Source organism: Allorhizobium sp. nf9_anc (assembly GCF_056323085.1).
Map to the genome: position 1 here is coordinate 154,326 of NZ_CM150481.1, position 23,267 is coordinate 177,592.

General features: G+C 60.9%; 20 protein-coding genes. 10 read left to right on the top strand and 10 right to left on the bottom strand.

Features of this window, described 5'->3' with window-relative positions; all coding sequences use genetic code 11:
- The first annotated feature begins 13 nt into the window (after positions 1-13).
- The 6 genes from bcsA to katE all read left to right on the top strand — a co-directional run bounded on the left by bcsA (position 14) and on the right by katE (position 10,631).
- Positions 14-2,245: a UDP-forming cellulose synthase catalytic subunit gene (gene bcsA, locus AC02Y0_RS00665; RefSeq protein WP_476381588.1), complete on the top strand. Its 2,232-nt coding sequence runs from the start codon at positions 14-16 to the stop codon at positions 2,243-2,245.
- Complete coding sequence (locus AC02Y0_RS00670; RefSeq protein WP_476381590.1) at positions 2,242-4,560, top strand: cellulose biosynthesis cyclic di-GMP-binding regulatory protein BcsB; 2,319 nt, start codon at positions 2,242-2,244, stop codon at positions 4,558-4,560. The genes bcsA and AC02Y0_RS00670 overlap by 4 nt, the downstream gene beginning before the upstream one ends.
- The gene (locus tag AC02Y0_RS00675; RefSeq protein ID WP_476381592.1) at positions 4,557-5,645 is read left to right on the top strand and encodes a family 8 glycosyl hydrolase; all 1,089 of its coding nucleotides are present in this window, start codon (positions 4,557-4,559) and stop codon (positions 5,643-5,645) included. Before AC02Y0_RS00670 ends, AC02Y0_RS00675 begins: the two co-directional genes overlap by 4 nt.
- On the top strand, positions 5,624-7,549 hold the full coding sequence (locus AC02Y0_RS00680) for a hypothetical protein (protein WP_476381594.1): 1,926 nt from the start codon (positions 5,624-5,626) through the stop codon (positions 7,547-7,549). Before AC02Y0_RS00675 ends, AC02Y0_RS00680 begins: the two co-directional genes overlap by 22 nt.
- Before the next feature lie 334 nt (positions 7,550-7,883).
- Complete coding sequence (locus AC02Y0_RS00685) at positions 7,884-8,387, top strand: YciE/YciF ferroxidase family protein (RefSeq protein ID WP_476381596.1); 504 nt, start codon at positions 7,884-7,886, stop codon at positions 8,385-8,387.
- Between the two features lie 99 nt (positions 8,388-8,486).
- On the top strand, positions 8,487-10,631 hold the full coding sequence (gene katE / locus AC02Y0_RS00690; protein ID WP_476381598.1) for a catalase: 2,145 nt from the start codon (positions 8,487-8,489) through the stop codon (positions 10,629-10,631).
- A 45-nt stretch (positions 10,632-10,676) separates the two neighbouring features.
- On the opposite strand, the gene AC02Y0_RS00695 is transcribed toward katE, so the two are convergent.
- Both AC02Y0_RS00695 and AC02Y0_RS00700 read right to left on the bottom strand, forming a co-directional pair.
- A complete protein-coding gene (locus AC02Y0_RS00695) occupies positions 10,677-11,069 on the bottom strand; it encodes a response regulator (protein ID WP_476381599.1) in 393 nt (130 codons plus the stop codon).
- 67 nt (positions 11,070-11,136) lie between these two features.
- On the bottom strand, positions 11,137-12,189 hold the full coding sequence (locus tag AC02Y0_RS00700) for a sensor histidine kinase (RefSeq protein WP_476381601.1): 1,053 nt from the start codon (positions 12,187-12,189) through the stop codon (positions 11,137-11,139).
- 388 nt (positions 12,190-12,577) lie between these two features.
- Here AC02Y0_RS00700 and AC02Y0_RS00705 point away from each other — a divergent pair, with 388 nt between their 5' ends.
- From AC02Y0_RS00705 to AC02Y0_RS00720, 4 genes are all read left to right on the top strand, one after another.
- Positions 12,578-12,895 (top strand): PepSY domain-containing protein, encoded by a 318-nt coding sequence (locus AC02Y0_RS00705; protein ID WP_476381603.1) that lies wholly within the window; start codon positions 12,578-12,580, stop codon positions 12,893-12,895.
- Positions 12,896-12,926: 31 nt separating this feature from the next.
- Positions 12,927-13,538, top strand: coding sequence for a general stress protein (locus AC02Y0_RS00710; protein ID WP_476381604.1), 612 nt, complete (start codon positions 12,927-12,929; stop codon positions 13,536-13,538).
- 107 nt (positions 13,539-13,645) lie between these two features.
- Entirely contained in the window at positions 13,646-14,731 is a 1,086-nt protein-coding gene (locus tag AC02Y0_RS00715) for an extracellular catalytic domain type 1 short-chain-length polyhydroxyalkanoate depolymerase (protein ID WP_476381606.1), read from the top strand.
- A gap of 199 nt (positions 14,732-14,930) precedes the next feature.
- Positions 14,931-15,443: a hypothetical protein gene (locus AC02Y0_RS00720; protein ID WP_476381608.1), complete on the top strand. Its 513-nt coding sequence runs from the start codon at positions 14,931-14,933 to the stop codon at positions 15,441-15,443.
- Positions 15,444-15,461: 18 nt separating this feature from the next.
- On the opposite strand, the gene AC02Y0_RS00725 is transcribed toward AC02Y0_RS00720, so the two are convergent.
- From AC02Y0_RS00725 to AC02Y0_RS00760, 8 genes are all read right to left on the bottom strand, one after another.
- On the bottom strand, positions 15,462-16,265 hold the full coding sequence (locus AC02Y0_RS00725; protein WP_476381610.1) for a lysostaphin resistance A-like protein: 804 nt from the start codon (positions 16,263-16,265) through the stop codon (positions 15,462-15,464).
- A 158-nt stretch (positions 16,266-16,423) separates the two neighbouring features.
- The gene (locus tag AC02Y0_RS00730; RefSeq protein WP_476381611.1) at positions 16,424-16,795 is read right to left on the bottom strand and encodes a CPBP family glutamic-type intramembrane protease; all 372 of its coding nucleotides are present in this window, start codon (positions 16,793-16,795) and stop codon (positions 16,424-16,426) included.
- A 24-nt stretch (positions 16,796-16,819) separates the two neighbouring features.
- Complete coding sequence (locus tag AC02Y0_RS00735; protein WP_476381613.1) at positions 16,820-17,293, bottom strand: hypothetical protein; 474 nt, start codon at positions 17,291-17,293, stop codon at positions 16,820-16,822.
- A 37-nt stretch (positions 17,294-17,330) separates the two neighbouring features.
- Positions 17,331-19,295, bottom strand: a complete 1,965-nt coding sequence (locus tag AC02Y0_RS00740) for an alpha/beta fold hydrolase (protein ID WP_476381615.1) — start codon at positions 19,293-19,295, stop codon at positions 17,331-17,333.
- A 77-nt stretch (positions 19,296-19,372) separates the two neighbouring features.
- Entirely contained in the window at positions 19,373-19,921 is a 549-nt protein-coding gene (locus AC02Y0_RS00745) for a hypothetical protein (protein ID WP_476381616.1), read from the bottom strand.
- A gap of 64 nt (positions 19,922-19,985) precedes the next feature.
- Positions 19,986-22,052: a M13 family metallopeptidase gene (locus tag AC02Y0_RS00750; RefSeq protein ID WP_476381618.1), complete on the bottom strand. Its 2,067-nt coding sequence runs from the start codon at positions 22,050-22,052 to the stop codon at positions 19,986-19,988.
- 106 nt (positions 22,053-22,158) lie between these two features.
- Positions 22,159-22,497, bottom strand: a complete 339-nt coding sequence (locus AC02Y0_RS00755) for a hypothetical protein (RefSeq protein ID WP_476381620.1) — start codon at positions 22,495-22,497, stop codon at positions 22,159-22,161.
- Between the two features lie 45 nt (positions 22,498-22,542).
- Positions 22,543-23,241, bottom strand: coding sequence for an SH3 domain-containing protein (locus AC02Y0_RS00760; RefSeq protein WP_476381622.1), 699 nt, complete (start codon positions 23,239-23,241; stop codon positions 22,543-22,545).
- Positions 23,242-23,267 lie beyond the last annotated feature (26 nt).

Below are 23,267 nucleotides of genomic sequence, written 5' to 3' on the forward strand. Positions count from 1 at the left end.
GGAGTCCAAAATCGTGCGAGATATCATTCGCTATGCTGCCTGGCTGGCCATCGTTGTGGCGATGTTCCTGCTGATCGCGCAGCCCGTCGGGCATTCCGCCCGTTTCAACCTTTCGGTCATCGTCATCGCTATCCTGGCGGTCATCATGCTCCTGAAGCTCGATGGCTTCTGGCGCCACGTTTTCCTCGCCTTGGCGAGTGTCGTGATCCTGCAATATGCCTACTGGCGCACGACGAGCACGCTCCCGCCGATTGAGGATCTTTATTCCTTCATCCCGGGCATCATTCTCTATGCGGCCGAGATGTATTGCATCCTGATGCTCGGCATCAGCCTCTTCGTCGTTGCCGATCCCATCGAGCGCCCCCGGGCTCCGGAACTCGATGAGGATGAGAGCCCGACCGTCGACGTGTTTATCCCGACATACAATGAAGACAGGGAGATCCTGGCGCTGACGGTCGCAGCGGCCAAGGCCATGGATTATCCATCGGAAAAGTTCACCGTCTACCTGCTGGATGACGGCGGTACCGACCAGAAGCGTAACAGCGATGACCCGGTGTCGGCGGCCAAGGCCAGGGAACGCGCAGCGATCCTCAAGGACCTCTGCAGCGATCTCGGCGCTGTCTATATGACCCGCGCGGAGAACGTGCACGCCAAGGCCGGCAACCTGAACGCCGCCCTCTGGCGCACCCAGGCGGATCTGGTCGTCGTGTTCGATGCCGACCATGCGCCGGAACGCAACTTCCTGCGCGAAACCGCCGGCTATTTCTCGGAAGACGAACGTCTCTTCCTCGTGCAGACACCCCACTTCTTCTCGAATCCGGATCCGATCGAGCGCAACCTCGGAACCTTCGGCCGCATGCCGTCGGAAAACGAGATGTTCTATGGCAAGATCCAGAAGGGTCTGGACCGCTGGAACGCCTCCTTCTTCTGCGGTTCGGCGGCCGTCCTGCGCCGCGAGGCGCTCGAAGAGGTCGGCGGCTTCTCGGGGATCACGATCACCGAGGACTGCGAAACGGCGCTCGAGCTCCATGCCCGCGGCTGGAACAGCCTTTACATCGATAAGCCGCTGATCTCCGGCCTTCAGCCCGAAACCTTTGCCAGCTTCGTCGGTCAGCGTTCGCGCTGGTGCCAGGGCATGGTTCAGATCCTGATGCTGAAGAACCCGCTGTTCAAGCGCGGCCTCTCTCTGCCGCAGCGCCTGAGCTACATCTCCAGCTCGCTCTTCTGGTTCTTCCCCTTTGTTCGCTCGGTCTTCTTCGTCGCTCCGCTGCTCTTCATCCTGTTCGACATGAAGATCTTCGTGGCGTCCTTCGAGGACTTCTTCGCCTACACGGTCATGTATCTGATCATGGGCGAGATGGTGCGCACCTATCTCTATGGCAGCGTGCGCTGGCCATGGATTTCCGAACTCTACGAGTATGTGCAGTCGGTCTATCTGTTCCAGGCGATCGTCAGCGTGCTGCTCAAGCCGAAAAGCCCGACTTTCAAGGTGACCGACAAGGGTGTCTCGCTGAAGCAGGACCGGCTTTCCGAGCTCTCGCTGCCCTATTTCATCATCTTCGGCATACTCTGCTTCACCCTGTTCGTTGCAGCATACCGCTACAACACCGAACCCGAGATCTCGAGCCTGCTCCTGATCGTCGGTGCCTGGAACTGGATGAACCTGATGATCGCAGGCTGCGCCCTCGGCGTCGTCACCGAACGTAGCCAGGACCTTGCCGGTGTCGAATTGCCGCTTCGCACTACCGTCGAACTGCAGTTCGGTGAAACCGTCCTGCGGGGCGCCGTCACCGAAGCCTCGGCCAGAGGCGCCAAGCTGATCCCGGCGCAGGGTTCGTCTCGCATGCTGCGCAAGGGCGAGTATGGCCGGCTTCAGCTGCTGAGCGTGTCCTCCAACCTGCTCGTGACCTCGCTTCCGGTCAGCATCGTCGGCGGCTCGCCGGATGAAGATGGTGCGATTGCGTTGCGCTTCGATGCGGAGCCTCACCACTTCCCGATTATCGCAGAACTGCTGATGCACGACATGTCGGTGGTCCGTGAGCAGCGTGCGCTGCGTCAGCGGCCGAAGAGCATCATTGCCGGTAGCCTGCGCATCCTGCGCTGGGCGTTCACCTGCCCACTCGCGGCAATCGGCGTCGCCCTCGGCGGCAAGCCGGATGACAAGGCCGAGCCGCAAAGACTGAAACCCCTTGCCGGCGCGGCCCTGGCTGCTGCACCGGTCCGTCATAGGGAGGCCGGAGAATGATCAGACAGCACCTCTCCTTGCTCGCTGCCGCAGGCCTGCTTCTCGCAGCCTCGCCATCGGCTGCTGCTACCTCGACCGGCTTCGTCCTCGCTCCGCAGGCGAAAGCCCAGACCGAGACCAAGGAATATTTCCAGGAAGAAAACCAGATCCGTCGTCTGATTGCAGACAAGCGGGACCTGTTCTTCCCCGGAGAATCCGCAAACCGGGAATACCCCTTCGTCGTTCTTCCCTCGGAAATGACAGGATCGGCGAAGCTCATCCTGACGATGCAGACGGCGATCTCGGTGGCGCCTGAGCGCTCTGCCATGCGCATCTTCGTCAACGACCGGGACATTGGCGCCGTCAATCTGAAGTCCGGCGATGCGCACCAGGTTGAGTTGGAACTGCCGAAAGGTCTGCTTCAACCGGGCTACAATGCCGTGACCATTCTGCTCGACCAGTCGCATCGCGTCGATTGCACCGTCGAGGCGACATACGAACTCTGGACCCAGATCGACCCGGCCCTGACCGGCTTCGTCTTCACCCGCAACGCCAAGGACGATCCGAGTGACGTCTCGACGCTCCTGGCCTATAGCCGCGATGTGAACGGTCATGCGGCGATCAATGGACTGATCCCGCGCGGTGCCGCCGGCGAGGACATCGATCGCACTTTCTCGGTCGTCCAGGCCCTGTCGATCCTCGGTCATTTCGATCGCCCGGTCGTGACAGTCGGCAATGAGATCGGATCCGGTCCCGGCATCGATCTGGTCGTCGGCACGTTCGGTACCGTCCGTGACCTCATCGGCGTGACACCGGAGCAGTCCGGCGTTCAATTCGACATCGATCCTGCCAGCGGCAGAAGCCGAATGGTCGTTGCAGCACGCACGGCGGATGAACTGGCAACCACGATCCGTGACTTCACGCTGCGCGCACAGACCGAAGTCACCGACGGCTCACCACAGGGCCGGCGCGCGCTTGGCAACCGCCGGGGTCGCCTGCTGGAATCCGGCAGTGCAAATTCGCTTGCGGAACTGGGCTTCGTCTCTCGTCCCTTCGCCGGTCGCCATTTCGAGCAGTCGATCTCGTTCAGCCTGCCGGCCGACTTTTACCCCGGCGACTATGGCGCTGCGAACCTGAAGCTCAACGCTGAGTACGCTGCCGGGCTCTCGCCGACATCGCAGATGGTCGTGCGGGCAAACGGCGAGACTGTTGCCAATATCCGGCTGGGAGAAGCCCGCTCTGGCCGCATCGACGGTCAGGTGCTCCCGATCCCGCTTAACAAGTTGAGGCCCGGTTACAATGTCATCGAGTTCGAGGCGGAATTGTCCACGGCGTCCGATGCAGTCTGTGATCCGGCCACGCTTGGCAATTCCACGGCGCGCTTCTTCATCAAGGGTGACAGCACGCTGAACATTCCGGCTTTTGCCCAGATTGGTCACGCACCCGATCTCGCGGTTGTTTCGGCTGGCAAGGCCGGGTTCGGCAACGGTCGCGCGACGCCTTTGTATGTCGAAGGCATGGATGAAACTATGCTTGGAGCTGCCGCCAGCTTCCTGGCGAAGATGGCTTATGCCTCTCGCGAAGTAAGCCCGGTTTCGGTGAGCTCCGGCTGGCCGCTGGACCGTCAGGGTCCTCTTCTGGCCTTCGGGACCTTCTCGGGCTTCTCCGGACAGCTGAGATCCGATCTCGGCATCGACCTCAATCCTGTCGCCAGCGATATGGCCCTGTCTCTGGACGCGAACCAGATCCAGCAGCCTGGTGCCCCGGTCGAAGAGGCCGCACCGGCCCTCTCGGTCGACGGATCGGCTGCACCGGCACAGGGCGAACGTCCGACATCGGTCGTCGCGCGTCTGCGGGATGGCGTCCATAACCTCTATGAGAGCCTTACGGTGCGGGTCCGCATCCAGGCTGCGCAATTGGGACTGGTCGATGATCCCAATGTCCTGTCCGCCGACGGCGTCTATCAGGTGAGCGGCGAGGCCGACATGCTGGTGGCCCAACGCCTGGTCAATGAACGGGATGCATGGACGGTCGTGGCCGTTCGTGATCCCGCCATCTTGGACGAGGGTATGCGCAGCCTTGCTCAGACCGATGTCTGGGGTCGTCTCGCAGGGTCCGTCAACGCCCTGAAACGCGACGGCACCCTGGTCGAGCGCAAGATGGCCGGCCATGAGCGCCTGTATGAAACCAAGCCGCTCAGCTTGCAGAATGGTCGTCTCATCGTGGCGGGCTGGTTCTCGAACAATGCCCGGGAGTTCACCATCGCCCAGATCGTGGTGGCGATCCTTCTCGGCGCGGCAACCTTCGTCGTCCTGAGGCAGGGACGCAAATCGTGAGGACCCGTCTTCTCATCCTGACATGTCTGCTGAGTGGCGCCCTGATTGCGGGCGCCACGACGGCGGCACTGTCACAGCAGGAGGACAACGTCGCGGCCGACATCACGGCCGGTGCATGGCTGGTTTACCGCCACAACTTCGTCACCGACGAAGGACGGGTGGTCGATAACCGGGCAGGCGGCATCAGCCACAGCGAGAGCCAGGGTTACGGCATGCTGATGGCAGAAGCAGCTGATGACCGCGAAAGCTTCGACCGGATCTGGGCCTGGACGAAGGGCAATCTTTTCGTCAGGGACGATGGACTGGCAGCCTGGCGCTGGGATCCAACCCAGACGCCACCGATCACCGATCGCAACAATGCGACCGACGGCGACCTGCTGATCGCCTGGGCGTTGATGCGTGCCGGTCAGCGCTGGGACGAACCGGAACTTCAGCGTGAGGCCAGACGGCTCTCTGACGCCATTGTCGAGCGCGCAACCATCAAGACGGGGCACGGCCTGGTCCTCCTGCCGGGTGTCCATGGTTTCGGTCCGAATGAACAAGCGGACGGACCAGTCGTGAACATGGCCTACTGGATCTTCCCGGCGATTGTTGACCTCGGTCGCCTGTCGAGCCGTTTTCCGTCAAAGGCCTTGATGGACAGCGGAGTGACACTGCTTCGCGACGCGCGCTTCGGACCTGCCCGGCTTCCCTCGGACTGGCTGTCCCTCTCCGGCGATATGCCCCGACCGGCGAGCGGCTACCCATCGCAATTCGGTTATGACGCCATTCGTGTTCCGCTCTATCTCGCCTGGTATTCCCGGGACTATCCCGACATTCTCGAGATCTTCGCATCGCATTGGAAACAGTTCGGGACCGCATCGATGTCCGTCGTCGAACTCGCGACGGCGACGCGGATCGCTCCCATGCCCGACCCCGGCTATCAGGCGGTTGCGGCACTCGTCGAATGCAGTCTGGGCAGGCGTCCCGACGTCGCTCTTCTCTCTGACTTCAGCTCCCAAGACTATTACCCCGCCACTCTCCATGTGCTGAGCCTCATGGCGATCGCTGAAAGGTACCCCACATGTTTGACCGACTTCCCCTGAAGAAAGCTCTCCTCCTCGGCGCCTGCATCATTATCCCGATCAGCCAGGCCACAGGTGACGGCGTGAACAATTACCCCGCCATGGGGGTCGTGATTCCAGGTGGAGCCCAGATGACGAATGTCTCGGCTCCGGCCGCCGTGCAGCCTGCCATGCCGAACTTCGCCCCCTTCTCGGCAACCGCGGTCGCGCCCACACTTCCGCCGGTCGTCCCGGCCACCGCGGCTGTGCCGCAGGCCGTCGTGCCAAGCATGCCGACCCCAGCACAAGTCGTTCTGCCCGCACCGATGCCGGAGGCCGTGAGCCCCGTCATGGCCGTTGCGCCTCAACCGGCCGCCCCGGTCATCCGGGATGTGGCCCCCGGGGAGAACCCCTTCGGTCCGAGCGCGACCACGTCCGCGCGGAGGCCGGCTGAGCAGCCTGCCGCAGCCAGCACACTGCAGCCCACGGCAACCACGGCGCCCGTCGCTACCCGTGACAGCGTCGAGATGCAGATCGCGAAACTCAGCCAGCAGACCGATGAACCGAAGGCTTCCACCCTGTCGGAAGTCGATGAAACCGCGCTTCGCTATTATGCGCAGACGCGCGACCTGAAGCGCCTTGGTGCCGAGTTGCGGCGCCTGAAGACGCTTTATCCCGACTGGGATGCGCCGGAAGATCTCTTCGATGCCCCGACGAACATCTCCGAACAGCCGCTCTGGGACATTTTCGGCAGCGGAGACTACGTGCGTGTTCGCACCGAAATTGCCAAGCTGCAGAGTGAAAACCCGAACTGGAAGCCGAGCCAGGAACTGCTCGACAAGCTGGCCCTCGGCGAAACCCGCAAGCTGATGGAGCGCTCGCATGCTCAGCGTAATTGGGGCCAGGTCGTAACACTGGCCGAGGGCTCGCCACAGCTGATGGTTTGTGCCGAGATGAACACCATGTGGATCACAGCAGAGGCTCTCGCGCAGTCCAGGGACTTTGCCCGGGCCTTTGATCTCTACAAATACATCGTCACGACCTGCGAAGACCCGATCGAACGTCTGTCGACCGTCCAGAAAGCAAGCCTTCTGCTTCCTGAGGCTGGAACCCGTTCTCTCGTGGCGCTCGGCAATATCCTTCCGGATGGGACGGGCGAATTCGACAATGTGTCCTTCGATCTGGTTCGGCGAAAGATGGGCATGGTCGCACAAGGTCAGGGGCCTGCAAGCGCTCTGACGATGGATGAACTGCAGCGCTTCAGCGACTACGTGCAACGCTCGTTCTCCGCTGTCGATGCGGAACTGTTCGGCTGGTTCTACTACGGTCAGCAGAGCTGGGAGGCCTCTTACCACTGGTTCGTCAGCGCCACGCGGATGACGACGAGCCTGAAGAGCGTCGAGGGCGTCATCCTGACGCTTCGCAACATGGATCACCGCGACGAAGCGCTGCAGATTGCCCGCCAATACGCAGCGCAGACCCCTGAGCTGAAAAAGATCTACATCGAACTGGTTGCGGCCGGTCTCACCGATCAGGAGGCGCCCCTCTCACCGGCTGAGGACGAACTTCAAACCTTCGAGGCGTACGTTTTCGAACTGAAGTCCGCCCTCGGCGCTCAGGCACTCGCCTGGTACCGGCTGGACAACAAGGCGACCAAGGAAGCCTCCCGCCTCTTCAAGCAATCGGTTGAATGGGAGCCCACGGAAGGCGGCGTTGTTGGCCTTGCGGTGCTCGCGTCGCGCTCGAAGAGCTGGGGCCGGGTCGCATCGATCAAGAAGGAGTATGGCGAGAAATTTGCCGCCCTCGATGATGTCAAGGTTTATCGCCCGAAAGTCATCGTGAAAAAGACGAAGGAAACTCCGAAGAAAAAACAGGATCTGCTGACCTGGCTTCTGCAGAAGAAGAAGGACAAAGACGAAAAGAAGGGGCGCGTCGAGATCGAGTGAGAGTTTGGCGCGCGGCTGCCCCTGCTGTTTTGGTCAGCGGGGGACCGGTCTTTGGTGCCTAACTTCGCGCGAGCGAGATCGTTGACCACGAACAAACGGTCGCGAGCGTTTGAACTGGGCTAGCGGACGCGGCGAGCCTAAGTGCTCGCTGCTGGAAGGCTGCGCCGGCAACGCGGCTGTCGTCCGAGCAGGGCTGTCGCGAGAGTCGAAATCGATATCCTTTCTCTCCATGTGGCCCATGGAGGCATTTGGCCAGTCTGGAGTTAAGCGGGAACCATTGAAGCATTGGGCGGTTGGACACCTGATACTTCACCAAATTTGAATGGATTCCCCGATGGCTACCGAAAAGACGTTGTCTGACCTGTTCCTTGATACGCTCAAGGACATCTATTTTGCTGAAAAGCAGATCCTGAAGGCTCTTCCGAAAATGGCGCGTGCAGCGCAGTCGGAAGAGGGCAAGGCTGGCTTCCTGCAGCACCGCGAGGAAACCCAGGGCCAGATCGAACGTCTGGAACAGGTGTTCGAACTGCTCGGCAAGTCGCCTCGCGGCAAGACCTGCGAAGCCATCCAGGGCATCCTCGCCGAAGGCGAAGAGATCATGGAAGACTACAAGGGCACAGCCGCCCTTGATGCGGGTCTCATTTCATCTGCACAGGCCGTCGAGCATTATGAAATCGCCCGTTACGGCACCCTCAAGTCCTGGGCTAAGCAGCTCGGTCTCAAGGAAGCGATCCCGTTGCTGGATGCCAATCTGCAGGAAGAGATCGCCACCGACCAGAAGCTGACGGCACTGGGCGAGGCGTCGGCAAACACCAAGGGCATTAAGAAGGCCAGCTGAGCTGCCTCCGATCCCTGCGAGACCGCCCGCTTGTGGCGGTCTTTTGCTTTTCAAGCAGCTTCCTCATCACCATCAGAGCGCATGCTCCAGGAGTTCTCCATGGCCAAGACACCAACTCGTGGGTCCGTTTCGCCCAAGACTTCGACTGTCAAGATCCACGACCAGACAATGCAGCGCCGCGAAGGGGGCGAGCTGCATCAGATCGCCGAGGGCGACGTGCCACTGCTGACGACAGCCCAGGGCGGTCCTGTCTCCGACGATCAGAATTCGCTGCGTGTCGGCCCGCGTGGTCCGCTGGTGGTGGACGACTTCCATTTCCGCGAGAAGATGTTTCACTTCGATCATGAACGCATTCCCGAGCGCGTGGTTCATGCCCGCGGCTATGGTGCGCATGGCTATTTCGAAACCTATGAATCGCTCGCCAAGTATACCAAGGCCGATCTCTTCCAGCGTACTGGAGAAAGAACGGAAGCCTTCGTTCGCTTCTCGACCGTTGCCGGCAACAAAGGCTCCGCTGACCTTGCTCGCGATGTTCGCGGCTTCGCGGTCAAGCTCTACACCCAGGAGGGCAACTGGGATCTCGTCGGTAACAACATTCCGGTCTTCTTCATCCAGGATGCCATCAAGTTCCCGGATCTGATCCATGCCGCCAAGCAGGAACCTGATCGGGCCTTCCCGCAGGCGCAGACCGCCCATGACACCTTCTGGGATTTCATCAGCCTGACGCCTGAGAGCATGAACATGGTCATGTGGATCATGTCGGATCGGACGATCCCGCGCTCCTTCCGCTTCATGGAAGGTTTTGGCGTGCACACCTTCCGCTTTGTCAACGAAAAGGACGAATCCACCTTCGTCAAATTCCACTGGAAGCCGAAGCTGGGTCTCCAGTCGGTAGCCTGGAACGAGGCCGTCAAGATCAACGGTGCGGATCCCGACTTCCATCGCCGCGATCTCTGGCAATCCATCCAGTCCGGCAATTTCCCGGAATGGGAATTGCAGGTTCAGCTGTTCGATCAGGAATTCGCTGACAGCTTCGACTTCGACGTGCTTGACCCGACAAAGATCATCCCCGAGGAGATCCTGGCCCCTGTCGCCATCGGCCGGCTGGTGCTCGACCGCATGCCCGACAACTTCTTTGCGGAGACCGAGCAGGTCGCCTTCATGACGCAGAACGTGCCGCCGGGCATCGACTTCAGCAACGATCCGCTGCTGCAGGGCCGCAATTTCTCCTATCTCGACACACAGCTGAAGCGTCTGGGCGGACCGAACTTCACCCATCTGCCGATCAATGCGCCGAAGTGTCCCTTTGCGACCTTCCAGCAGGATGGCCACATGGCGATGCGCAATCCGGTTGGACGGGCGAACTACCAGCCGAACTCCTTTGGTGAAGGGCCGCGGGAATCGCCGACGCGGGGCTATCGTCATTTCCCAGCGGAAGAGCAGGGCACCAAGGCGCGTCTCCGTCCTGAAAGCTTTGCCGACCACTATAGCCAGGCCCGGCAGTTCTACATCAGCCAGACGGCCCCGGAGCAGCGGCACATCGCAGCTGCCCTGACCTTCGAGCTGAGCAAGGTGGAAACGGCCGTGATCCGCGAGCGCATGGTCTCCCATCTCCTCAACATCGATGAGACCCTAGCCAATACCGTGGCCCAGAAGCTCGGCTTCCAGTCGATGCCGAAAGCCGCGGATGCCGCAATGCCGACTCGCCAGGATCTGGAGCCTGCCCCTTCGCTCAGCATCGTGGAACGCGGCCCGAAACGCTTCGAAGGCCGTAAGCTCGGTATCCTGATCACCGATGGCGTCGATGCGAAACTGCTGAAAGATCTGACGGCGGCGATCACCAAGGAAAAGGCCGTCTTCGAGCTGATCGCCCCGAAGGTGGGCGGCGTCAAGGCGTCCGATGGGAGCTGGATCGACGTCCACCATATGATCGATGGCGGGCCTTCGGTTCTGTTCGATGCCGTCGCGCTGCTGACATCGGCCGAGGTGATGGACGACCTCGTCAAGGAAGCGACGGCACGGGATTTCGTGGCGGATGCCTTCCAACATTGCAAGTATATTGGCTACGACCAGTCGGCCATGCCGCTTCTGGAAAAGGCTGGTATTGCGGAGGCTCTCGACGAGGGGGTGATCGCCTTGCCCGGCGACGAAGGGCTGGACGGGTTCGTCACATCGCTTGCCAAGCTGCGGGTCTGGGGCAGGGAGCCGTCCGTGAAACTGGGTAAGGCTTCGGCACCCAAGTAACGCGCCTGGCCCCCAGTCGATGGGGGCCAGTTCACGCCTCTGGCTTCAGAGCGAGGTGGCCTTCGGGTTCTCGCTGGCAAGCAGGCGTTCCATCGCCACGGTGATGGTCAAGTCGTCATAGGGCTTGGGGAAAAAGCGGCTACCGGCCGGCAGCATGCTTTCTTCGACAATGGCTGCACCGGATGCGACGATGAGCTTCACGGGTGGCCATCGATCGCGGATGTAGTGGGACAGTTTGATGCCGTCCATCGTGCCTGGCATCTGGACATCTGTGAAGACCAGATCGATGTCGTCTCGTGTTTCCAGGATGCGGATCGCTTCATCGGCGTCGCCAGCTTCCAGCGCTTCGTAGCCTGCAGACAGGACGAGATCGACTGCGCTCATTCGTATTAACGCACTGTCTTCCACGACCAGGACGACCGGTTTGCCGTTCTTCATTGTTCACTCGCAGTATGAGTTCGGCTGCCACATGGCAGCCATTGGCGCTTCAGAGACCAGTTCTGGCCTAGGCAGCCGGCGAAAAATCGGTTCGGAGTCCTGGCGTTTCCCGATGGCTGATCGTCACCACCGTGCCAGGGTCAGCGTCGCTCAGCATGATCTCGCCTTCGAGATTCTTGACGAGCGCTTCCACGATGCCAGTCCCTAACCCGGCCCTGGGTGCATCGTTCCCGACAGGCATGCCAATTCCGTTGTCGGAGATGGATAGCGTCCAATCCTTGTCCGAGGATTGGTAGTCGATCTCGATCATTCCAGCCCGCTCATCGGTAAAGGCATGCTTGAGTGCATTGATCACGAGTTCGGTGACGATGAGACCCAGACTGATGGAGATGTCAGCAGGAACGCTGCTGTCATCCACAGTCACCTTGATCGACAGGCGCTCGGGGTCTGCAATCATGGATGCACCAAGGCTCAGGCAGAGCTGCGTGAAATAGGCACGCAACTCGACGCTGCCGCCGGCCGAGGTGGAGAGCTGTCGTTGCAGCGCCGCGATCGACATGATGCGGTGACGGGCGTCATGGAGATGCCCGCGGGCTTCTTCAGACTGAACGCGGCGGGCACTCTGCATCAAGACACTGGCAATGATCTGCAGGCTGTTGGCCACCCTGTGCTGGACCTCCTGCAACAGAATGGCCTTGTCGCGTACGAGGTCATCCTTCAGCCGGGCTTCGGCGCGCATCTCGGTCACGTCGGTGATCGCGAGAAGCAAGCGAATGTGCTCAAGGTCGCCATCGTCGAGCGTTCGCGCATTGACGACCAAGTTCCGCGTTTTCTGGTGCGGTCGTCGCAGGTCGATCTCGTAGGCGTCGATCCGCGCGCTGCCGGTTGCCGTGGCCGTCAAGAGCGACTGCAGCCTGGGCATTGCCCACTCTCCCTGTCCGAGTTCGGCAAGTTTCCTGCCAGTGACGGAGGCGGGGTCTATCTCGAACGCCCGGCAAAAGGATGCGCTTGCCGCGATGATCCTGAGGTCGTCGGACAGGAAGAGCAGCGGCTCGTGGGAGGACATGACTACGGCAAGTGTACTCGCCGCTTCGAAATGCACGGTGGGTGTTTGTGGCATAGGCAGGCCCTCAAGGGCCGAAGACTCACGGCGCAAGTCATGACTCGGCAGACGCGTCGTCAAGACGGTGAGGTCAGGTCCGACGAGAGCACTGTAGCACGCGGGATGTCGGAGCCTTCCATCATTTGTCCGGGGTATTGGCGAAAATGAGCCCTGCAGCGAGCCAATCTTGATGAATATCAAGCAGATGATGGAATGGTGTCTCGGTATGCCTCAAAGTCGGCGTCCGTTTGTCCTGTGATGGATGATCGAAGAGGCAGAAGACCACCGGCGAAAAGTTACAGATGAAAACGATTGGCCGGTAAAGCGCGCCAATTGCGGAACTTTAATCACGCCGTTGTGTTCTTCATCCGAGACCTAGCAACCAGGTCTGCAAAGAGGAAAACCCATGAAAAAGATGATTTTCGCGGCGGCGCTCGTGTGCGCCACGGCAGTGTCTGCCTATGCCCAGACCACCCCTGTTCCTGCGACGGATGGCGACACGCCAGCCGTTGCGACACCGGAAACACCTGACGCTGCAGCCCCCGTTGAGGGCGCAAATTCCTTCACCGAAGAACAAGCGCGTGAGCGCATCGAAGCAGCCGGCTTCACCGGCATTGCAGACCTCAAGCTCGACGACCAGGGCGTCTGGCAGGCTACGGCGATGAAGGACGGCAAGTCCATGCCAGTGGCCATGGATTACCAGGGCAACGTCGTCTCCAAATAATTTTGCGGAAACGCAGAGAAAGGTCATTCCCATGAAAACCGTTACCGGACTTTTTGACAACTACAATGATGCAAGCGCAGCCGTCAGCGCGCTGGAAGCTCGTGGCGTTCCGTCTGACGACATCAGCATTGTTTCGAACAATGCCGACAACCGTCACAAGCATGAAGACAACGACAACGGTGCCGCAGAAGGCGCTGGCACCGGTGCCGGCATCGGCGCTGTGGTCGGCGGCGCAGGCGGTCTTCTGACTGGCCTCGGCATCATGGCCATTCCTGGCGTCGGCCCGGTTGTTGCAGCCGGCTGGCTTGCCGCCACTGCCGCTGGCGCGATTGCCGGCGCGGTTGCTGGTGGCGCGGCTGGTGGTCTCATCGGCGCACTGACAGATTCTGGTGTCTCCGAAGACGAGGCCCATGTCTATGCTGAAGGTGTTCGCCGTGGCGGCACGCTGGTCACCGCTCGGGTGGATGACGGCATGGAAACCGAAGCTGACATGATCCTCAAGCAGTCCAACCGCGTCGATCCCATGGCGCGCCGCCAGGCTTATTCCGAGCAGGGCTGGACGAAGTTCGATCATTCCGCTGATCCTTACGGCCCAGCCGAAGTCGAGCAGGAGCGCGACCGCTATCGGGTTCGCACTCTCTAAAGTCTGACTACTGAGGACCGGCGTGAGCCGGTCCTCGACGTTCTTGAGGCATATCATCTATCAACAGGGATGTCGGTTGGCTTTCCGGAACCCCAGAAGGTCACCCCATGCGAAGCATTTCCGATACCATCGAGCGGCTCGCTCGCGCCCGCGCGCAGGCGCCAGGCGCCACTGGCCAGACGAACAAGCTTGCCAGACTGGCCGATCCTGCGCGAAACCCTGGCCAGTTGGCGGGCTGGTATCAGTGCCCGGACAATCCGGCTTCTCCTCCGGCCCTCGTGGTCGTCCTGCACGGCTGCACACAGACCGCCGCCGCCTATGATCACGGCTCCGGCTGGTCGCAGCTTGCCGATGACTATGGATTTGCGGTCCTTTTCCCAGAACAGTCGCGTCAGAACAACGCCAATCTCTGCTTCAACTGGTTTCAGAGCGATGACGTCACCCGCGACAGCGGCGAGGTTCTGTCGATTCGCGAGATGATTGCGACAATGATCGCCGTTTACGGTGTCGATCCGCGCCGGGTGTTCGTCACCGGCCTCTCGGCAGGGGGTGCTATGGCCAATGCGCTGCTCGCCTCCTATCCCGAGGTCTTTACCGGTGGTGCGATCATCGCTGGCCTGCCCTTCGGCGTCGCCTCCACTGTCCCTGAAGCATTCGACCGCATGCGGGGGCATGGTATTCCATCTTCGTCGACGCTCGACACCAAACTCAGGGACGCATCCCGACACGAGGGCCCATGGCCAACGGTCTCTGTCTGGCATGGGACGACCGACAATACGGTCTCAGACGCCAATTCCCGGGCGATCATCGATCAGTGGCGCGGTGTCCACGGCGCGGATGTTTCCGCGAGCCAGGCTCAGCTTGTCGATGGCGGTCACGCGCTGGAAACCTGGAAGGACGCATCGGGTCGAGATGCCATCGAGCACTACCGGATCGTCGGAATGGGCCACGGGACGCCAGTCGATACGACGTCCGGATACGGTCGACCTGCCGCACATATGCTCGACGCCGGCATTTCATCGACCGTGCATATCGCGCGCAATTGGGGGCTGACCCCATCCTTCGAACGGCGAGAAACCGCAGCCAATCCCGATACCGCGCACGTTGCTTCGCAGCATAGCGCACCCCCAAGGCCTGATGGCATTCAGGAGGTTATCGAGAGCGCTCTACGGGCTGCGGGCCTGATGAAGTGAGCTCGCCGGTGGCACTGACTTTGCTGCTTGAGCCCAATGCATGTGTCAGCTTTGAACTCGTCGTTTCTCGAACACTTCCCAAGCCTTAAGTGCAGAGATTTCGGAACCTAATAGCTCTCTGCAGGTTGGCTAGCATAACTTCACGCGAGATCCGCCCGCGTCATACGCCGGCCACCCGCCAATGAAAGACAAGTCGATGATGAAATCTTTTGTATGGTCCCTGGCGGCCGCTGCGGCGCTCGTCTTTATGTCTGGAAGCTTCGCCCATGCCGACGAAAGCGCCTTTCTGAAGTCGATGGCTGGAAGCTGGAACGGCAAGGGCACGGTCAAGGTTCGCGCGAATTCGCCGACGCTCAACGTCACCTGCCAGTTCACGTCGGATACGACGTCGCAATCGCTGTCGCTTGACGGGAAATGCACGAGCCTTGCGATCTTTTCGCGGGTCATCAGTGCCGATCTGAAGGCCAACGGATCGCAATATGCCGGCTCCTATATCGGTGCCGGCACCGGCACCGCAGGTCTGGGCGGACAGCGCGCCGGCGACACGATCAACCTCGGCATTACCTGGGCCAAGGAGGTCAATGGCGACCGCCGCGCGCAAATGACGATCGAAAAGGTTGGCGACACCGGCATGCGCCTGACCACGGTCGATACAGATCCCAAGACGGGCAAATCGGTCGTGACCAGCCGCATCGATCTGCGTCGCAGCTAAGGTCTCGTGGTGGGGTGTTCAAGCGCTGGCGCTTGGCGTCCTGTCCGTCGTCAGCACATCCTCGTTCCGAACATTTCGCAGCAGGTACATACCGTAGAGGAAGTTCGGCAGGACCAGCAGCACAGGCAGAAGGAAGGCCCATGCGTCGACCTCTCCGCCTGATGCCGCACCTCTGGCCTCGCTGCTGGCCGAGATCGAGAAGGTGCCGAAGTCCCAGAGCGCATGATAGATGATCGGTGGCCAGATCGAGCCGGTGCGCACCAGAATGGCCATGAAGGCAAAACCACTCAGGGTCGCGGTGAAGGCTTGCAGCAAGGAGTGCAGGAGTTCGCCGGTCGTGAGGGCGTTGAGGATATGCACCGAACCGAACAGAACCGATGTCCAGATCATCGCGGGCCAGAGCTTCACTCGGGTTCGCAAAGCCTGGAACAGGATGCCGCGGAACATGGTTTCTTCCGACAGGCCGACGAAAGCGGTGCTGAGTAGCATCAAGAGCATGAGGTTCAGAGGTGGCAGTCCAAGGAGCCCTGCCAAGCTGAGGAATCCGACAACGTAAAGTGCCGGGAACCACATGATCCGAAGCGAGCTCATCGGGTCGGGTGCCACGAACTTCAGGTCGCGCCAGCTGGTCACACCGATGACGGCAACGAGGAAAAGGAAGGCTGCGATGACATTCCAGAGCGGCCCTTTGGACAGCCCTTCGATCAGCGACTGCTGCTCCCCGCCACTGAGCAATATGCCGCCGAGAATGGTGATCGCGGCCCAGAGGATGTAGACCAGCAGGCTGATTGGAAGACGCGCTTGCGCCCGTGCGGCGTTCATATGAGCCAGTCCCTTTGTCAATTCGGCGCCATGTCAAGTTTGGCAGTCTGGCACATTGTTTCTTTGCCGTCGTCAGAGGCGTTTCCAGATCGATTGGACGATGTGGAAAAGTCTGATTGCCGTGCACCTCAAAAAGCAGGCGGATCAGCGGATGCAACTCACCGCTTGCTGATCCAGGGCGCCGGGACGATGTGGCCGCGCCGGATCGCCATTCTCAGGAGAGCGAGACCTGCGGCGCTACACAGGATCAGGGCAAAGATCGACAGTTCCATTCCGAAGGTACCGCCCGTCAGGAAGTCGGGTCCCTCAATGGCCATGCGGACCAGACCCGGTTCACTGCCCGCGCCCGAAACGGCGCCAGAGAAGACGCCCGACTCGCAATAGTTCCAGCCCATGTGGAGACCGATGCAAAGCCAGAGGCGTCGGGTGACCAGATAGGCCGCCGCGAGCAGCAGGCCTGCCTCGATGCCGATATAGGCCGCACCGGCGATCGTTGCATCCGGATTGACCAAATGCACGGCGCCGAACACGAATGACGAAACCGCGATCGAGATTCAGCTCCCGGCCAGATCCTCGACGGAACGGAAAAGGACCCCGCGAAACACGAGTTCCTCAAAGATCGCGGCCTTGATCGCCATGCTCATGGCCGGGATGAGGAAGCCCCAGGGGTTCAGCCCCTCGACCCGGTAGACGCCGAGCGCCATCAGGCAGACGACACAGGCGGTGTAAATGCCGGCTCCGATCAAGACCCCGGCTGCCAATTCCCCGCCCAATCCAGGGGTGGACAGTTCGCTCACCTCGCGCCGTTCGATGATCCGTCCCCAGGCCATGTATATCGCCAGCGCAACGGCGCTCATGCCGAGTGCAATGGCAAGTGCCAGTGCCGGATTGTCCTTGGCCAACTCCATCTGACCCTGGGTCCAGGCCATAAGGAAGAAAATCATGCCGCCAAGGATCAGTAGGCGGGTCAACGGAAACTGCAGCGCGCGCAGCAGCAGCGGTTTTTCGGCAGTCGTTTCGTTGAACATGGTTCCCCCTCATGCCCCTCTATTCGATCCTCGGTTCTTATTTGGCGGCGTTAAGCCAGTGGGGTATGTGCCACTCGATGCTGATGCTTTCCGCGCAATCATTCGAAAGCTTGCGCCCCGGCTGATTGATGAAAGCCACGCCCATATCGGCCACGCAGGACTGGTAGAGCAGGGCGCCATGGCCGGCCTCGGGGATCATGAAGACCTGGGCATTGCTCAGCTGCTCGGTCGCGGTCTTGGCCCAGCTCGCCGGCGTCTGGCTGTCATAGAGGCTGCCGATCGACAGGGTCGGAATGTCGCTCTTGACCGGGACCTGCCAGTTGTCGCGCTGAACCTGCTTGAAGGGAATGCAGGAGCCGAATACGAAGCGGGCCGCCTCATCGGCGTCATCGCCGATGTAAGGGTATTTCTGGGCGGCGGTGAATTTCTGATAGCCCTCGAAACTGTTGAACGGCAGGTCCTCCTGGCAGGCGTAGTTGAAGAGATAGAGGTCGCCGAAGAAACCTTCCTCTGATCTTGCGACGTCCCGCTGGATGATGGCGAAGTAGCCGGCGAGTTCGGCCTCGCTCATGCCATCGATGAGGGACGAAAGCCGGGCTGTGGCTTCGCCCGTGGTATGAGTTTTGATGAAGGTGCCGAGCGCTTCCTTTGAGGGGGCAACATTCTGCAGCGCGGCGTAGTCAGCCACCATGCTGGCCGCCTTGGCGGCATCAGATCCGCGCGCAGCAATCAGCGCCCTCTCAAGCTCGCTGTCGAACAGGATGGCCACAGGACCATAATTCTTTTCCGCATCGATCTCGTCGCGCAGTTCTTCGAGGACGTTCTGGTTGGAGCGGTCGATCCGGGCTGAAATTGCGGCATTGTCGGCCAATGTCGCGATCATGGCGCGCTCGGCCTTGGGCAGCGTCGCAGACGCCTTGGCCACGTCATCGTCGCCCGGCATCGGCATGACGAAGTCGCGCCTGACAAGCAGGTCGACGGTCGGCATCTCCTTGCCGCGATGCAGTTCGTAGATGAAAGCAGGCAGATAGGGCGTCATCGACAGGTTGCCGTATTTCGCATTCCGCTCCTCGAAGGGGCGGAAGATCGTCTTCGGCTCGACCGGTTTGCCCTGGTGGATGACCTTGCCGGCCTTGGCCGCGTGCAGCGTCTCGATGATGATCTTGTCGAGATCCGGGAAGGTCGCATTGCAGGTCTGATCCGCCTTGCATTGTTCGACCACGTGCTCGATTGGCTCACTGACCTTCAGCGCGAAGGTGTCGTAGAGCTTTATCCAGGACGGCGCCACGCCGTCGATGATGACAGAGCGGATGCCTTCGGGTACGACACGCATGGCTTCCAGAGCCAGCTTTGTGCCGTAGGAAATGCCGTACATGTTGTAGCTCTCGTAGCCGAGAGTCTTGATGATTGTCGGGATGTCCCTGGCGTTTTCCGTTGTGTTGTACTTTGAGATGTCAATGCCGGCGGCCTCGATCTCCCGCAGGCAGTCGGCCATCGTGTTGTTGTTGACGTTCGATCCGTCGATGGCGGTGGTCGTGTATTGCTTCTTGGCGATGATGGCGGCATTGGCCGCCAGAGCGTTGAAGCACTTCACCGAATGGCCTGAAAGGCCTGCCGAGCGCTGGTCCCAGAACACCACGTCGCGGGTCTTCCGGAAGGGTTCGAAGGTCTGGGCCAGAAGTGGGATCTGTACCATGGCGCTCGCGCCTGGCCCGCCCTGCAGATAAACGACCGGATCGCGCTCCGGATAAAGCGAATGCGATTTCAGAATCGCGAAGTCGAGGCTGATCTTTTTGCCGTCAGGCTTCGAATGATCTTCCGGGACCTGCACCCTTCCACAGAAGACAGTCTTGCCTTCGATCTCGTCCACCGGGAGCGGTCGGGGGCAGACGATCTGGGTGATCGGCGGGCTTCCCGCCGTACCCGCTTTCAACGTGGCGAACCCGTCCTCGGCATTGCCGGTGAGGAAGGAGATCAAGGCCAGTATGCCGGTATAGTCCATTGTAACCCCCCTATATAACTGCATCTTCGGTCACGAAGCGGGTCGTGGCATCTGTGTCCGCGACCTGCCAGCAGGCGTCAGAGACGGCCGCCCCTCAGGTCGATCAATTCACCACTGTCACGCATCTTGCAGGTCATGTACTGCCGTCCAACTGCGGCCTCGATCATCCATTCATGCTTGCCCGGCGAGCGCGCCTTGGTGAAATGAACCTGATGCGTGCCAACCGCGAAGTTGCGGGCCACGATCTGGGCGCAACCTTGATAGGCCATGGGTGGCGCCTTGGCAGCGGACGCCTGCTGGCGATGCGCCATCGAGTTTTCGCGCTCCCTGTCGCCTGCCTGATAGCCTGCGGCATAACCGCGTGTCTGGTTTCCTTCCCAATAGGGGTATCCGTGAACGCCGTCGCGATAGCCGCGCTCGAATTCCGCCGTCTCCTCGCCACCGCCAGGTTCATAGCCCTCTTCATAATGATGCTTGTTGTGGGCGAGAGCTGCGATGCCGAGAATGGCGATCGCGGCTGCGGCAGCCGCTGCCTTGTCCTTGTCGCTCATGCCGGCCTGAGCCGGCTGGATCACCATCTGAAGAGCCATTGTCGTGGCCGCGAGCAATGCGATGGTCCGTTTCATAGTCCCTCTCCTTTGCACTCGTCTGGTTCATGATCCCGATATCTGATGCCCGTCAGTGATGGGCTCACCAAGCCTTTACGCGCCGTTCCGGCGGAACCCATTCCTTGTCGCCCTCCTTGATGTCGAAGGCTTCGTAGAAGGCGTCGACATGTTTGAGAGCCGCCGTTGCGCGGTAGAAGCCGGGCGGATGCGCGTTGCTCATGTACACGCTGCGGATGGCCTCATCCGTCACCTTCATCGCCCAGAACTGAGCCCAGGAGATGAAGCAGCGCTGCTCGGGTGTGAGGCCATCGATCGGGACATTTTCTTCCGGATGCTCCGCGAGGTAGTCCTTCAGCGCGTCGAATGCGAAGTTGATGCCGCCGACATCCGCCATGTTTTCGCCGACGCTAAGCGCACCGTTCAGCTTGAGGCCTGGTAGGACTTCATAGGCGCTTGCCTGTTCGGTGAGTTTGGCGGCTTCCTTGTCGAAGGCGCTGGCATCCTCGGCTTTCCACCAGTTGTTCAGATTGCCGTCGGCATCATAGAGCCGGCCTCGGCTGTCGAAGCCGTGGGTCATCTCGTGGCCGAGCACCGCGCCGATGCGGCAGAAATAGGTGGCCGCATCCTTGTCTGCTTCGAAAGCCGCCGGCTGCAGGATCGCGGCTGGCACCTCAAAGCCGTTGATCTGCATGTCGTAGCCGGCATTGATGATCACGGGCAGCGTTGCGGTGGAATCCGCGAAGGCCTCGTGTTCCACCGGCTTGCCGAGTTTCGCATAGGAGCGCGCGGTATCGAAGGCATTGATCCGCATGATGTTGCCGACCAGATCATCCGCGCGGATGTCGACGGTCGAATAGTCGATCCAGTTTTCCGGATAGCCGATCTTGTAAGAGAGTTTTTCAAGCTTTGTGAGGGCCGCTTTCTTGGTGTCGTCGTTGAGCCAGGTCAGGCCCTTCATGCGGTTCTCGAAAGTCTGATGAACACGCTCCACCATGTCTGTCGCTTTGACCTTGGTCTCCTCGGAGAAGTGGCGCTCGACATAGAGACGCGAAACGGGATGACCGATATTGGCCTGCAGGCTCTGTTGGACGAGCTCCTCGCGCGGCGGGAGCCGGTCAATGCCAAAGACGATCCGGTTCCATTCGCGGGCACTGTCATCGAAGCGTGTCCCAAGGAACGGCTTGAAGTGGTTTATGGCCCTGACCTTCAGGTAGTCCTTGATGTCGGAGAGCGGCCTGTCCGCCAGCACCCGCGAAAGTGTCGCTAGGTAGCGGGGTTGCGTCTGGACAATCGTTTCCGGCACCGCGACGTTGACGGCTGCGAGGATTTTCGTGAGATCGAGTGCCGGGATCTCGGCCTGAACAGCGTCGAACGGTTTGGGCTGGTAGCTGTTGTCCGGGTTCATCGACTCGACCGGCGTCAGCATCGCTCCATGCAGCTCGCGTTCCAGATCAGCTACCATGTCGACCACGGTCGCTGCCCGGGCGGTTTCGTATCCGGCCTGTTCCAGCACGGTCTTCAGGTTACCCCTCAGAGCAATATCGAGTGCCGAACCCGCCGGAGCCTCGTAGAGGTTTTCCTGATTGAAGATCAGGGAACCCTTGACGATGAAGAGGACCATCTTCGTCGTATCGGCCTGATCTGCCGAAGGAACGATGCCGACCAGGGGAACCTCTCCGGCAACGGAAACATAGCGCCCGAGATAGGTCGCGAGATCGTCGAGACTGGCGATGGCGTCGATACGGGCCAGTTCAGGCTCGATGGGCGCTATGCCCTTCGCATCCAGCGAGGCGATATCCATGTAAGCATTGTAGAAAGCGCCGACCTGCTGCAGTGGGCTTCCCTTGGTCGCGGTGGCGGATTTCTCCCCGGCTTCCGCGATCAGGTTCTTCATCTGCGCGGTCAGCCTCAGACCCATGAAGTCGAAAGTGCCGATGCTGACACGATCAGCCGGTCGCTCGACCCGATCCAGCCAGCCGCCCACCGCATAGCGGTAGAAATCGGTGCCAGGGTCGACTGACGTGTCCATGTTGGTTGCGGAAAACGACAGCTGGTCCGGGCCGATTTCCGGCACCGGAACAAGCTCGGCCGCCTGAGCGGAGCTGGAGGCGGACAGGCACAAGACTACAAGAGATGCCAGACGATGCATGAAGGTCCCCTTCGGTGAACAATGAAAAGGCGGCCTCCGGCAGCCTTGGCCGCCTATGGCGCGGAAACCGGTGCCGGTGCGAACCGGCACCGCAGGGTAGCAATCCTCAGAGCGCGCCCTCGTTCGTCATCGACATGACATTGGCGACGACGCCGCTGTTCGACACCAGGCAGCGCCAGGGCGCCCGGGTCGGGCCGACGCCGACGGTGACCTGCGAATTGGCTTCCGAGAAGATCATTTCGGTGATCTGGACATCGCCGTTGTTTGCGGTGTTGGAAACGGCGGCGAGGCAGGCGCTACGCGCGGCCGGCGGCACGCTCTCGTCCATCAAGGGCTGGGTCGCGGCCGCCATCGGCGGCGGTTGCGACGTCCCGTCCGAGGTGCAGCTTGCAAGCAAACCCAATGCAAGCGAGATCATTCCGGTCTTCATGATGAAGCTGGTCATGCTGTTCCCCCTGTTTTTGTGTCTCTCTTCGCTGCCCCGCAGGGCCTAGTTGCTCGCTTCGATCAGAAAACGTCCCGCCGCCCAGCCGGCATCGCTGCCGTCGGGGCGCGAGACACGGCACCAGCGGGTCTGTCCGGTCATGCGGCAGCCACCATTGCGGAGGATCTCGCCATTGACGACGCGCGTGACGATGGGGCTCTGGGCGCTCGGCCGGGTTCGGATGTTCAGGGCGTCGCCGCGGGAAATGCCCGCCACCTGGAAGAAGTCTGGGCCGCCAGACAGGCCGTCGGCAAAGTCAGGAGCGACAGGCGCGATCGGCCTGCCGCCTGTCACCTCGATGCGAAGCGTGAACCGCGCCTGTTCGTTGCGGCGTGCGGCATTGCGCATCAGGTAGACCTGGACGACATAGTCGCCGCCTGCGGGCACGATCACGTCGGCGAAGTTCCCGGAGATGGAGCCGTTGAAGAGCGCCTCGCCACCATCAGGACCGAGAATGTTGAAGTAGTTGCTCGCGTTGGAGCTATCCATTGTCACGGCGAGCCGCTGGCCGCCGCGCACATTGACGCGGTAGTTGATCCCGTCATAGCCGCGAATGCTGCCCCGGATGGTCGTCGAACTCTGGCCCCGGCTGAATTCGACCCGCGCATTGCGATCTTGTGCCACCGCTGTGCCGATACCGACATCTGCGATGACGGGCAGCGCTGCTGCCACCAAAACACCGACGAACGCACGCCACAAACGCATCGGACATCTCCCGCGGGCAAGGCTTC